Source organism: Neorhizobium petrolearium (assembly GCF_017873175.1).
Classification (GTDB): Bacteria; Pseudomonadota; Alphaproteobacteria; order Rhizobiales; family Rhizobiaceae; genus Neorhizobium; species Neorhizobium petrolearium.
In genome coordinates, this window is record NZ_JAGGJW010000003.1 from 169,668 (window position 1) to 182,768 (window position 13,101).

Sequence of the window (13,101 nt, forward strand, 5' to 3'; positions counted from 1 at the left end):
CATGGGCGGCAAGATCCGCGTTCTGATCATCGATGACTCAGCAAGCGTCCGCCAGACCTTAGCCGCGATCCTGTCCGCCGATCCCGATATCGAGGTGATGGGGGTCGCCAACGATCCGTTCATGGCAGCGCGGAAAATCCGAGAGGAAATTCCGGACGTCATAACGCTCGATGTGGAAATGCCGCAGATGGACGGCATCACCTTCCTGCGCAAGCTGATGGCGCAGCATCCCATTCCGGTCGTGATGTGCTCATCGCTGACCGAGAGCGGTTCGGAAACGCTGATGCAGGCGCTGGAGGCCGGTGCGGTCGACATCATCCTGAAGCCGAAGATCGGCGCCGCCGACCACCTTGCCGAATCTGCCGATCGCATCCGCACTGCCGTGAGGGGAGCAGCACGCGCACGTGTCGGCAAGCTGCGCGCATCCCGCGCGGCAGGAGAAAGCACGACGGCGAAGCTGACAGCGGATGCAGTCCTGCCACCGCCGAAGGTCGGCGCCATGGCGAAAACGACGGAAATGGTCGTCTGCGTCGGCGCCTCCACCGGCGGCACCGAGGCGCTTCGCGAGCTTCTCGAAGCCTTGCCGGCCAATTCGCCGGGCATCGTCATCGTTCAGCATATGCCGGAGAGGTTCACCGCCGCCTTCGCCAAGCGCCTCAATGGGCTCTGTGAGGTCGAGGTCAAGGAAGCGGCGGACGGCGACCCCGTGCTGCGCGGCCACGTGCTGATTGCGCCCGGTGACAGGCATATGCTGCTCGAACGGCGCGGCGCACGCTACGAGGTCTCGATCCGCAGCGGCCCGCTCGTCAGCCGCCATCGCCCCTCGGTCGATGTGCTGTTCCGTTCCGCCGCGCGATCCGCGGGCGCCAACGCGATGGGTGTGATCATGACCGGCATGGGCGATGATGGCGCGCGCGGCATGAACGAGATGCATCAGGCGGGCGCCTATACGGTGGCGCAGGACGAGGCGACGTCGGTCGTCTTCGGCATGCCCAAGGAAGCAATCGCCCATGGCGGAGTCGACAAGGTCGTCCCGCTTGAGCAGATCGCCCGGGAAATCCTTGCAGCCGATCGCCGCCGGTGAAATCTGGCAGCGTGAAATTCATGCCTCGTTAACCATGTTTGGCAAGAATGAGGTAACGCATCATGAGGATGCGGTGAGAGAGCGATTTGCGCTCCAATTCATCGAATCCACGCATCGTGCCTGCCGGAAATCGGTTCCCGATCTTCGCGCCGATGCGGTGCCGGACAGGGACCAAGGATGCCAGTCATTACCTTTGCCAACACCAAGGGCGGAGCAGGAAAGACCACCGCGGTGCTCCTTCTTGCGACCGAACTCGTCGAACAGGGCTATCGCGTCATGATCCTCGACGCAGATCCGCAATACTGGATCTCCCGCTGGCACCAGCTCTCACCGCCGAACGAGAAGCTCAGCGTCATCTCCTACGTAACCCAGGCCTCGATCGAGCGCCACATTTCAGAAAACCGACAAAAAACCGATTATTTCGTGCTTGACCTGCCGGGTGCGCAGAGCCCGCTGCTTGCCAAGGCAATCGGTCTTTCCGACCATGTCCTGATCCCGATCCAGGGATGCGCCATGGATGCGCAAGGCGGAGCGAACGTGCTGGAACTCCTGCGTTATCTTGAGGACAAGGCCAATCTTCGCGTTCCGCATTCCGTCGTGCTGACCCGCGTCAACTCGATGGTCACGACACGGGCCCTGCTGGCGGTCAAGATGCTGCTCGCGCAGCGCAACGTGGACGTGCTCGACACGCCGATCATCGAACGCGCCGCCTTCCGCGACATATTCGATCTCGGCGGCACACTCTACACCATGGACGAAAGCCGCATCAGCAATCTCGACAAGGCCCGGCAGAACGCCCGTCTCTTCGCTCTTGAAATGCTCCGGCGCGTGCCGCTCCACAGGCCGGCTTCGGTTTCGAGCCGGTTGGTTCGCGCAGCCTGAAGCGGACTATTCCTTCACCTTGATCTGCAGCTTGACGTCCGACGGAAGTCCGGCTGCGGCACGCTCGAAGGCCTTGATCGAATCCTTGAAATCGAACGTGCCGGTGATCAACGGTTTCAGGTCCACCTTGCCAGAGGCGATCAGTTCCAGCGCCCGGTCGAAGATATTGGCATAGCGGAACACCGTTTCGATGCGTACTTCCTTCGAGATCGCGCCTGCGACATCGAGTTGGGCCGGTTCCACCGGCAGTCCAACCAGCACGAAGGCGCCGCCCGGCCGAACGAGATCGAACATGCCCTGATAGGCCTTCGGGCTGCCGCTCGCCTCGAAGACCACATCCGCGCCCCAACCGCTGGTCTCCTCCGCGATGACGTCGGCAAACGGCCGTTCGGTGATGTTCACGGGGATGATGCCCGGATACTGGCCGGCGATCTTCAGCTTGTCGGCGCTGAGATCGGATATGAAGACGCGAGCGCAACCGCCGGCAAGTGCTGCCAGCGCCGCCATGATGCCTATCGGGCCAGCGCCGATCACCGCACCGACATCGCCCGGTTGGATGCGGGCGCGGGTCGCCGCCTGCATGCCGATCGCAAACGGCTCGACCATCGCGCCTTCCGCAAAGGAGACGTTGTCGGGCAGCTTGTATGTGAAGGCCGCCGGATGGATGACGAACGGCGTCAGCACTCCATGGATCGGCGGCGTCGCCCAGAAGCGGACATCCGGATCGACGTTGTAAATCCCGAGCTTGGAAGCCCGCGACGAGAGATTAGGCACCCCGGGCTCCATACAGACCCGATCGCCGACCTTCAGGTTCCTGACATCGGAGCCCACGTCGACCACAGTCCCGGCCGCCTCGTGGCCGAGCACCATGGGTTCTCGCAGCACATAGGGGCCGATGGCACCGTGCGTGTAATAATGCACATCGCTGCCGCAGACGCCAACCGTATCGATTTCGATCTTCACCTCACCGGGACCGACCTCAGTCGGCAGATCGATTTCCCTCAGAGAAAGGACACCTTTCTTCTCAAGCACCAGCGCCTGCTGCATCGAACTATCCTCGTTCACGTCTTCTCTTTGGTTGACGGAGCTTCCAGGCAAGATCAAGACCGATATCCGCTCCACCTGTCAGGCGATGTTCAGCCCCGCCCAACATAGGGCATCTGGCTTGCCATCACGGTCATGAAGAGCACGTTGGCTTCGAGCGGCAGACCGTCCATATAAAGCACCGCATCGGCCACGTGCTTCGGGTCCATGACCGGCTCCACAGCGGTCGAAAGGTCCGCCTGAATGGTTCCTTCCCTCATCCGAACCGTCATCGGCGTATCGGCATTGCCGATATCGATCTGGCCGCAGACGATATCGAACTGGCGTCCGTCGAGCGCGATCTGGCGGGTGAGCCCTGTAACGGCATGCTTCGTCATTGTGTAGGGCGCCTGATAGGGGCGCGGGACATAGGCCGAGATCGAACCGTTGTTGATGATCCGACCGCCGCGAGGGCTTTGCCGCCGCATCAGACCGAATGCCGCGCGGGCGCAATAGAAGGCGCCGTTCAGATTGAGGTCGACGACCTCCCGCCAGGTCTCCAGCGGCAGTTCGTCCATCGGTACGGCCGGCGTACCGCGGCCGGCATTGTTGAACAGAAGATCGAGGCGGCCATAGGCCTCTTCGGTCGCGGCAAACAGCCGGTCAACCGCATGGGGATCGGTGACATCCGTCGGCACCACCAGCGATTCCCCGTCACCAAGCTCGGCCGTGCCCTTGAGTTCGCTCTCGCGACGGCCGGCGAGGACAGTTCGATAGCCTGCTTTCAAAAGTCCGACAGCCACGGCCCGGCCGACTCCGGAACCTGCTCCGGTCACGATCGCCACTTTCGACATCGGATAATCCTCCTCGTTTGGTCAAAGCCGCCTTATAGTCGCCCGCCGGCGCATTAGTCGAGGGCAAGTGCCTGGATTAATGCCTCAAGCTTCCGCCAGCAGTTCCCTGAGCGCGAGGCGCTTGTAAGTCTCCACCATCGCATCTCCCTGTTTGCGGCCGACGGAGATCGCCAGCCGCATGGTCGATGTGCCGAGATACATCACCAGCATGGCTCGGTTGAGCAGGCCTTCCGGGTCGGCGTCCGGATGGATATGCCGCAACGCCGCGGCGACAATCGCACCGTTCTCCTTGGCATCGGTGAGATCGACATCCTGCAACGTCTTGTCGGTCTGGGTTCCGGACCAGATGTCGCGCATGACCGGCTCGGCGAGAAACAGGCCGTAATAGGTATCAATGAGGCCTTTGAAGGCTTCGGAGAGGGCTGCAGCGTCACCTACCGGCTCGATCGCTTCGCGGATGCAGGCCCGTCCTTCTTCGTTGTAGCGCTCGGCGAGAGTACGCACCACCGAACTCTTGTCCGGAAAGAACTGGTAGAGCGAACCAATCGGCACGCCTGCCCGCTCGGCCAGTTCGCCCATCTTCATCGTATCGCTGCCGCCACGGGCAATCAGTTCCTTGGCCGCCGCCAGAATGCGTTCCACTCGCTCACGGCTGCGCTTCTGCTGTGGCTGGCGGGGCGTCGATGCAGAAATTTCCATCGTCTTTCCATGCCTTGATTTTCAACGCGAGGAATATTCGCATTTTTTGTTGACAAACACAACACGAGGATTTATCACATTTAAAACATGAGGAAAACTCGCATTAAAGGAGACGGAAACATGGAAAAGCCAATTCTCATCATCGGCGGCAAGGGCAAGACAGGTTCGCGCGTCGCCGAGCGCCTGCATGCGTTGAACAAACCGGTTCGTTTCGCCTCGCGCTCCACCGGCTTCGACTGGACGGACCGCTCGACCTGGGCGATTGCGCTGCAAGGCGCTTCCGCTGCCTACATCACCTATTATCCGGACCTCGCGGTAAAGGGCGCGCCGGACGACATCGAAGCGCTCGCCAAACTGGCAGTGTCGCTCGGCGTCAAGCGGCTGGTTCTGCTCTCCGGCCGCGGCGAACCGGAAGCGCAGGAAAGCGAAAGGCGGCTGATCGCCTCGGGCGCCGACTGGACGATCGTCCGCTCCAGCTGGTTCAACCAGAATTTCGACGAGGGGCAGTTCCAGCCGATGATCCTCGAAGGCGAGATCGCGCTGCCGGTGAGCGGGGTGCGCGAACCCTTCATCGATGCGGACGATATCGCCGACGTGGTCGTCGCGGCGCTCACCGATCCGCGGCATATCGGTGAGCTTTACGAAGTGACCGGGCCGAGACTTCTGACCTTCGCCGAAGCAATCGCCGAGATCAGCAAGGCCAGCGGACGGGAGGTCTTCTTTCAGACGATTTCAAACGAGGAGTTCGTGAAAGGGCTGAAGTCTGCCGAGGTGCCAGAAGATCTGGCCGAATTGCTGGTGGAGCTTTTCACCGTCGTGCTCGACGGCCGCAACGAATATCTGACCGACGGCGTACAGCGCGCGCTCGGCCGTTCGCCGAAGGATTTTGCCGGCTACGTAGAAGACGCTGCGGCGGGCGGCGCCTGGAAATAAGGTCAGGCGGATTTCTTCTTGGTCACGGTCACGGTGCCGGCATCGGCATCGATCACGACCCAATCACCGGTTTCGATCACCGAAAGCGGATCCTGATCCAGTTCGGTGATCGCCGGTACGCGGGTGACGACGGCCCCCAGCGCGATCTTGGTCGTCATGCGCGTGAAAATCATCGCCTGCGGCTGAACCCCGTTCAATCGCGTCATGTGGAAATAGGCGGACCAGCCCGACGAGCCCTTGGCGCCGGGAAACACGAGAATCTTGCCGGCAAACGAGACACCCCGCATCTCGTGCCGGCGCTCGATGACGGTGCCGGTACGCTCGTTGATGCCGCCCCAGCCGGAAATTGTCTCTGAGGTCACCAGCGCCTCGCCCTCGGCGCGTCCGGCAACCACCTTGCGGCCCTTGAGCACGATGGTTTCGGGTTTTGCTTCCGTCACGATATCCATCAGGCTCTCCCATTCCACTGGCCGGTCAACGCTGCGTCGACGCAATCGCGGACCGAACCGAACCAGCCCTCGACGCCGGTGATCGCCGGCAGGTAATGCGCCTGTTTGGCGGAATCGGTGGCGATGACGCGGGTCCCCTGCGGCAGGCGCCTCGAAATGGCGGGACAGGTGTCACTCATGACGACGCCGCCGGCTTCCTTGATAGCATCGAGATAACCATTGCGCTCGGCCACCTGCTTGATGGCACGCGGCGTGTGCACCCAGAGCTGCACGTCCGGATGGATCTTCCTGTTTTCCAGCATATGGGCGATCAGCGCCACCTGATCGATGGAATTGTGCGGGCAGCCCAACATGATGAAATCGACTTTTTTCTCGGTCGCGCTCTGCAGTTTCTCATAGGCCTCGCGGCGCTCCGCCGCGCCATACCGGAACGTGTCCTTCACTTTACGACCTCCGAAGGCTTCCTCGATCGTGTCCGCCTCCGGCGTGATGCCCGGGATATGGTACATCTCGACGCCGCCCGACGACGCGGCGGCAGCGCCGAAATGCTTGAGCTTGACGAGGTCCGGCTGATGGCTGGTACCCTTCAGCACCGGAATGTCCTCGCCGATCACCTCGCCGATATAATAACCCAGCAGGCCCCAATCCATCATGTCGTCAACCTCGATGTCGAGTTCGACCAGATGGGTGCCGCGGCGGTTTTCGGTGATATGGAAACCCCAATACGGAATGCGGCCCGTCAGCGCCGCCGCCCCCGTACTTTCCTTGCCCTCGACATTGGTGCGGGCGCCGAGCACGGAATTGCAGTAGATGACGGCGGACGATTCCATCCAGGCGCAATGCTCGCCCTTCACCGGCACGTTGCCCACCTGATAGGGCGTGCAGGTGGCGAACATGTTGACTCCGCGGCGGCCGAGGAATTTTTCGTTTTTCCGCTGCATATCGACGAGAGATTTGTCGACGCCCTGAAGTTCCCAGTTGTCGTTATCGATGCCAGTAATGAGCTGGCAGGTATGGGCCACCATATGCGGCACTTCCACCACCTCGTCGCTGTCGAGGTTGAGCTCCGAATAGACGTGCTCCATGCCCTTCTCAGCAATCGGCTGCACCGAGGGCGTGGAGGCGTTGAAGGCGCCCGCGACATTGTTGGTCTCGACCAGACGCTCGGCGCCGAGCGCCTCGCCGTAGCGCACGAGCAGGTCCATCGCCCGCGCCTTGGCGCGGCCGTGTTCGCCGTCATACATGGCCTTTTCATAATCTGTCAGCTTCATCGCGTCCTCCTCACGATGCGGCGCGCATCTCTTCGTCCGTCCATCGATAGTGCTTCTTTTCGACGTTGTCGGAAACCCGCTCCCGCAATGCCGCAAGGTCGATCTGGTGCACGCTGCCGGTGCCGGCAAGGTCAAGCGCATTCGCCGCCGCCATGCCCATGCCGATGCAAGGTCCCATGACGCGCACGCTGGAGAGCGCAGCCGAATCCGCATCAATGCAACGCCCTGCCGCGGCGACGTTGTCGCACTCGTCCGGCGTCAGGCTGCCTAGCGGGATGTAATGGGCGTGATCCTCGTCGAAGGTGATCCAGTGGTGGCCGTCACCGTGATCGTGCAACTCGATCGGCCAGGCGGTGCGGGCAACCGCATCGTCGAATTTCGTGCCGGCCCGGATCTCGTCGACCGTCAGGTGATGGCTGCCGGCGATCCAGCGGGTCTGGCGGATGCCCGGCAGACCGAAGGAACGGATGCGGGCATTGCCGAAACATTCCGGGAACTCCTTTTTCAGGAATTCCACGGCGCGTGATGCCTGGTCCTTGCCTTCCAGCGCCTTCCGCGATGCCTCGACCGGATCGAGCGGTGTTTCCACATGGGTCATGTTCATGGCGGCGATGCCGCGGCCGGGGATGGTGAACCCCAGGCCCTCGCGGCGCAGCAGGCCGTAATCCGCGGCCTTTTCTTTCATCCGGTCGGCAATCTCGTAGCGGGTCGGCTGTTTCGCCTCGTCGATGTTTTCCAGCACCACCATCTGTGTGCCAAACACGCCGCCCTTTTCCGGCTGGCGGCAGGCAAACCCCGCCTGCCAGACGAGCGCCGCATCGCCACTCGCCTCGACCCAGCCGGTCGCCTCGATCGATATGCCGCCGTAGCGGGTCATGAAATCCGTCTCTACGATGCGGCGGCCTTCGACATGCACGTCGAGGATCGTCGCGCCGAGCACCACCTCGATGCTGGCTTCGAGCACGCTTTGCTCCATCCAGCGGCCAAGAACCACTTCGTCGTAATAGACGACGGTCGTGTTCGGCCCGTGGCGGTAGTAGATCGACTTGTCCTGGGATTCCAAATGAGCGAGCAGCCTGTCCGCGACGCCATAGGTGAACTGATAACCGTGCGTTCCATTCGAAAAGAGGCCGCAGAAAGTGGCGATGATCGAGTTGACCGCCTGCCCGCCGAGCGCGGCCTGTCCATCGACAATCACGACCTTGCGGCCGAGACGCGCGGCTTCCAACGCCGCGGAAATGCCCGCGATGCCCGCGCCGACGACACAGATATCCGCCTTCAGCTTGCGGAACGGCGTGTCCTTTTCGCGTCTGACAATGCGCGTTTCCCGGCTCAGCGTTTCCGCCATAAAGTTCCTCCCTTGCGAGCCCGCGCCTCGCGGCGCACATCGGCGGATCGTAACCCAAGCCGCCAAGCCTTGAACCCGGCAAGTGTTGCGATCAGTTTTCGTGTTTCGCGAAAGCTGGAAGGGGCATCCAGTCTTGGCTTTCGCTCAAAACGCGGGGATGGCTTGATCCGGAATGCCTTCCGCGAGACGCTTCTGCGTGTAGGATATGAACTCGGACACCACGTTCTTGTTCATCTTGATGCGCGGCACCAGGGCCTTTACCCACAATGGTTCGACGGGGCATTCGGGCATGACTTCCTCAAGTCTGCCACTGTCGAGATCGGCTTGCGCCAGGAACCGCGGCAGGATTGCGAGCCCCAATCCCTGGCGGGCGGCGGCGAGCAGGATGCGGCTGTCATTGGCGGTGAAGTTCGACGTGATCTCCACGTTGAGCGGGCTCGTCTCCATCTGGAAGGTCCAGGTCGTGCCGATCGTGTGGAACGTGATGCACTCGTGGCCGACAAGTTCTGTCGGGTCCTTCGGCCGCTTGCGGCTCGCGAAATAGTCGGGCGCGGCGCAGAGCACCCGCGGATAAGCACAGAGCGGGTAGTCGATCACATAGGCATAGGATTGCGGCAGTGCGCCCACCGCGACATCGAAGCCTTCCTCCAGCGGGTTGACCGAGCGGTCGATCAGCACGATCTCGATCTTGACCCGCGGATTCCTGGCCTGGAAGGCCGCGCAGATATCGCCGAAGAACATGGAGGCGAGCGTCGTCGGCGCCTTGATGCGCAAGGAACCCGTCAGCCCCAGTTCCTGGGTGCTGGGCGTCGCCAGCGTATCCTCGATCTCGCCAACCAAAAGTTGGAGGCGCGGCCTCAGTCGCTCGCCATCCACTGTCAGGGCCAGCCGTCGCGTGGTGCGGACGAAGAGCCGGGTGTTCAGGTGCTCTTCAAGCCGCTTGACGCGCTTGGTGATGACGGAGGTCGCGACGCCCAGATCACGGCCTGCGGCGGAAAAGCTACCGGCGCGGGCCGTCGCCAGGAATGCGCCGATGTCGAGAAGTATGTTCACTGTCTTTCTCGTTTCGAGAAAAAATGGGAACCCGCATCAGGCGCATATTTTCGGCGTTTCCGCAACTCCAGAGACAATCCATAACCTGCGATCATTTCGCGACCAGCGTCGCTCCCTTTTCAAGTGGCGTGACCGTGCTGCCGTAGAGATTGAGCCAGCCCTTATCGGCCGAAAGCGGCTTCTGAACAAAGGCTTCAGCCCGAGCGGCAAGCTCCGCCTCGGGCACATGAAGTTCGATCGAGCGGCTGTCGATGTCGATTGTGATGCGATCGCCATCCTTCAAGAGGCCGAGCGGGCCACCAGTGAAGGCTTCCGGCTTCACCTCACCAATCACCAGCCCGACATTGACGAGGCCGCTCAACTGCCCGTCGGTCACCACCGCAACCTCGGGGCCGAGGCCGGAACCATCGAGCGCAAAGACAAGGCGGGAGGCGCCGCCCATGCCCGGCCCGCCCCTGACGCCCATGCCGCGCAGCACAAGTACCTCGCCGGGCTTCACCGCGCCTTCTTTCAACGCCGCTTCGGCAGAGGGTGAATTGTCGAAGACACGCGCGGGACCGTCAAAACTCATCGGCCGGCCTGGACCGCGCAGCCCCACCTTGGCGATCGCGCCATCCGGCGCCAGCGAGCCGCGCAGGAGCACGATTCCGGGTTTGACTGCAAAGGGCTTGTCGAGCGGACGGATGACCTCCGGATCGGCGATCTCGACATCGTTCAACTCTTCGCCCCAGGTCCGACCGGTGACGGTCAGTGCCGACCGATCAATGATCGGCTCCAGCCGTTTCATGATGCCGCGCGCGCCGCCGGCATCCTCGAATTCCTCGATCGAATTCGCCCCTATCGGCCGAACGGCGGCGAGGATCGGCACCTCGCCGCTCAACTCCTCGAAAATCCGGTAGACATCGATATCGAGGCCCGCCTCGACGGCGATTGCCTGCAAGTGCTTGATCGTGTTGATCGAGCCGGATACGGCCAGCACGGTTGCAGCGGCGTTGCGGAAGGCGCCGGGCGTCAGGATCTTTCGCGGACGCAGGTCTTCCCAGACCATGTCGATGATGCGGTGGCCAGCCCGGTCGACATAATCCATCATCTTCTCGCTCATCGCCCTCACCGGCGCACCGCCGGGCAGCGCCATGCCGAGCGCCTCGCAAACCGAATGCATGGAATTGGCCGTGCCCATGCCCGAACAGACGCCGGGGCTCTTGATGGCGTTCTCGCTCATCTCCTTCAATTCCTCGAAGCTGATCTTGCCCGCGGCATGGTGGCCGGCATGCAGGAAGACTTCCTCGATATCCATGTGGTGGTTGCGGTACTTTCCGCTTGCCTGATAGCCGCACAGCACGACCAGCGTCGGCAGGTCGATGCGGGCGGCCGCCATGATCTGTCCCGGCGTGGTCTTGTCACAGGAGGCGAGACAAATCATGCCATCAAGCTGGGCGCCCTCGACCGCCACTTCGATATCGTTGGTGATGAGGTCGCGGCTCGGCAGGATATAGGTCGCGGCCCGGCCGGCGCTGATGATGAAATCGCTCGGCGCGATCGTGCGGATTTCGAAGGGAATGCCGCCGGCGGCACGCACCGCTTCCTTCACACGGGCGGAAACCTGGTCGAGATGGCTGAAGCAGATGGAAAGTTCCGAAGAGGTGTTCACCACCGCGATCTTCGGCTTCTCCATGTCCTCGTCGGTAAGGCCGAGCGCCCGCCATTGTGCCCGTCGCACCGCCCAGCGCGACGTACCCGGTTCGAAATTGCTGCGCAATTGTCTCCTGGTCATCCTCAGGCCTCCTCCTCCCGATACCGATCACCTCCGGGAGAGGCTAACAATTCAAGAAGCGGTGGGGAATGCTTAGAACAGACCGCTCACCTTTCTCGAATCGAGAAAGACTGCTCGCATGATCAATCGCAACGCGCGCAATGAAACGCAAATTGTGCGGCGAGCCCGTTGACAGCGCGGGTTTCGGAAATCCGCAGCGCCATCCAGGCGGAGACGGCCGTCCAGGCTGCGCGCATATAGGCATCGGCGCGGTAAAGCGCCGCATCCGGATCGCCCTGCATGGCCATCATCCTGCCGCTGAGCGCTTCGAAACCGTCGAGAATGCGAAGGACAGCGTCCGACGCCGCCGGATGTTCGGACATATATGCGTCGATCTCGTCGCGCGCCTTTTCAAGGAAGAGCGCCAAGCCCCTGCCCTCGTCGCGCCAGAGCCGGCGGGTTAGGAAATCCAGCGCCTGCATGCCGGTCGTGCCCTCGTAGATCGCCATGATGCGGGAATCGCGCAGGTACTGTTCGAGCGGCCAGTCCTTCGTATAGCCGACGCCGCCCAGCACCTGGATTGCCGCATTCGCCGCGTTGAAACCCGCCTCCGCGCCGAAATTCTTGGCGAGCGGCAGCATCCAGCCGGTGAAATCCTCCAGCCCAGGCTCGGTACCGAGCCGCGCCAGATCCATGACGGTCGCGAGTTCCAGAATTGCGGCGCGCAGGATTTCCGTCGAAGAGCGGATTTCGTAAAGCTGCCGCTCAACGTCCGGGTGGGTCACGATCGGCACAGGCGGCCGATCGGGCCGGCCGCCCTGCCGGCGCTCTCTCGCATAATCCTCGGCTATATCGGCCGCAGCAGAGGCGATACCGAGCCCCTGGCAGCCGGTGAGCAACCGCATCAGCTCGATCATGGTGAAAAGCTGCGGCAGGCCGCGCCCCTCCTTGCCGAGCATGACGGCGCCGGCATTCTCGAACCGCATGGCGCAGGTGGGCGAGCCGTGCAGGCCCATCTTCTCCTCGATCCGGTCGACCGATACGCCATTCGGCTTTCCGTCGATCAGGTTCGGCACGAGAAACAGGCTGATGCCACGCGTGCCCGGCTGATCGTTGGTGCGGGCAAGCAGACAGTGGCCGATACGTTCGGCCATGTCGTGATCGCCGAAGGAGATCCAGATCTTCTGTCCGGTCACGAACCACTCGCCGTCGCAAAATTCCGCCTTCGTCCGCAGCCGGCCGACATCGGAACCGGCTTCCGGCTCCGAGATGCAGATGGTCGCCGCCCATTCGCCCGACGAAAGCTTCGGCACCCATTCGGCCACGGTTTCCTCGTCGGCCGCTTCCGCCAGGAGATGCGCGGCGGCACGGGTCGAGCCGGCCGCCATCATCAGCGCCACGCAGCCACGTTCGAAAAGCGGCGCACAGGCGGCATGCAGTGTCAGCGGCACGGCCTGTCCGCCGAACTTCTCCGGCACGTCCATGCCGAGCCAGCCGGCTTCGGCATATTGCCTGAAAGCCGCAGCGAAACCTTCCGGCGTCCTCACCCGCCCGTCGACGACCTGCGCGCCGATACGGTCACCGACCGCGTTGAGAGGTGCCAGCACCCCTTCGGCAAAATTCGCCGCCTCCCCGACGATCGCCGTCACCGTCTCGTCATCGCAATCCTGCCTGAGATCCCGCAGCCTGTGCCAGCCCGGCGTCAGGGACAGGAGTTCAAGCGTCCGGTCTGCCTGATCCGAAAAGGACATG

Annotated in this window: 12 protein-coding genes; 3 read left to right on the forward strand and 9 right to left on the reverse strand. The window is 62.6% G+C overall.

The window, feature by feature from the left end:
• Position 1 precedes the first annotated feature (1 nt).
• Both J2046_RS07035 and J2046_RS07040 read left to right on the forward strand, forming a co-directional pair.
• On the forward strand, positions 2-1,084 hold the full coding sequence (locus J2046_RS07035; RefSeq protein WP_210050506.1) for a protein-glutamate methylesterase/protein-glutamine glutaminase: 1,083 nt from the start codon (positions 2-4) through the stop codon (positions 1,082-1,084).
• 177 nt (positions 1,085-1,261) lie between these two features.
• Positions 1,262-1,966, forward strand: a complete 705-nt coding sequence (locus J2046_RS07040; RefSeq protein WP_210050507.1) for a ParA family protein — start codon at positions 1,262-1,264, stop codon at positions 1,964-1,966.
• 6 nt (positions 1,967-1,972) lie between these two features.
• Here J2046_RS07040 and J2046_RS07045 read toward each other — a convergent pair whose 3' ends face one another.
• The 3 genes from J2046_RS07045 to J2046_RS07055 all read right to left on the reverse strand — a co-directional run bounded on the left by J2046_RS07045 (position 1,973) and on the right by J2046_RS07055 (position 4,542).
• A complete protein-coding gene (locus J2046_RS07045) occupies positions 1,973-3,013 on the reverse strand; it encodes an NAD(P)-dependent alcohol dehydrogenase (RefSeq protein WP_210050860.1) in 1,041 nt (346 codons plus the stop codon).
• An 89-nt stretch (positions 3,014-3,102) separates the two neighbouring features.
• Complete coding sequence (locus J2046_RS07050) at positions 3,103-3,843, reverse strand: SDR family oxidoreductase (protein WP_210050508.1); 741 nt, start codon at positions 3,841-3,843, stop codon at positions 3,103-3,105.
• A gap of 84 nt (positions 3,844-3,927) precedes the next feature.
• Positions 3,928-4,542 (reverse strand): TetR/AcrR family transcriptional regulator, encoded by a 615-nt coding sequence (locus tag J2046_RS07055; protein ID WP_210050509.1) that lies wholly within the window; start codon positions 4,540-4,542, stop codon positions 3,928-3,930.
• A gap of 120 nt (positions 4,543-4,662) precedes the next feature.
• Between J2046_RS07055 and J2046_RS07060 the strand changes: the two genes are divergently transcribed.
• A complete protein-coding gene (locus J2046_RS07060) occupies positions 4,663-5,475 on the forward strand; it encodes an NmrA family NAD(P)-binding protein (protein ID WP_210050510.1) in 813 nt (270 codons plus the stop codon).
• 2 nt (positions 5,476-5,477) lie between these two features.
• Here the strand turns inward: J2046_RS07060 and J2046_RS07065 are convergent, their stop codons facing one another.
• The 6 genes from J2046_RS07065 to J2046_RS07090 all read right to left on the reverse strand — a co-directional run bounded on the left by J2046_RS07065 (position 5,478) and on the right by J2046_RS07090 (position 13,100).
• Positions 5,478-5,924 (reverse strand): aconitase X swivel domain-containing protein, encoded by a 447-nt coding sequence (locus J2046_RS07065; RefSeq protein ID WP_210050511.1) that lies wholly within the window; start codon positions 5,922-5,924, stop codon positions 5,478-5,480.
• A complete protein-coding gene (locus tag J2046_RS07070; protein WP_210050512.1) occupies positions 5,924-7,195 on the reverse strand; it encodes an aconitase X in 1,272 nt (423 codons plus the stop codon). Before J2046_RS07070 ends, J2046_RS07065 begins: the two co-directional genes overlap by 1 nt.
• Positions 7,196-7,205: 10 nt before the next feature.
• A complete protein-coding gene (locus J2046_RS07075; protein WP_210050513.1) occupies positions 7,206-8,543 on the reverse strand; it encodes an FAD-dependent oxidoreductase in 1,338 nt (445 codons plus the stop codon).
• Positions 8,544-8,687: 144 nt separating this feature from the next.
• A complete protein-coding gene (locus J2046_RS07080; protein ID WP_210050514.1) occupies positions 8,688-9,596 on the reverse strand; it encodes a LysR family transcriptional regulator in 909 nt (302 codons plus the stop codon).
• A 91-nt stretch (positions 9,597-9,687) separates the two neighbouring features.
• Entirely contained in the window at positions 9,688-11,370 is a 1,683-nt protein-coding gene (gene ilvD, locus J2046_RS07085; RefSeq protein WP_210050515.1) for a dihydroxy-acid dehydratase, read from the reverse strand.
• Positions 11,371-11,492: 122 nt separating this feature from the next.
• Positions 11,493-13,100, reverse strand: a complete 1,608-nt coding sequence (locus tag J2046_RS07090) for an acyl-CoA dehydrogenase family protein (protein ID WP_210050516.1) — start codon at positions 13,098-13,100, stop codon at positions 11,493-11,495.
• Position 13,101 lies beyond the last annotated feature (1 nt).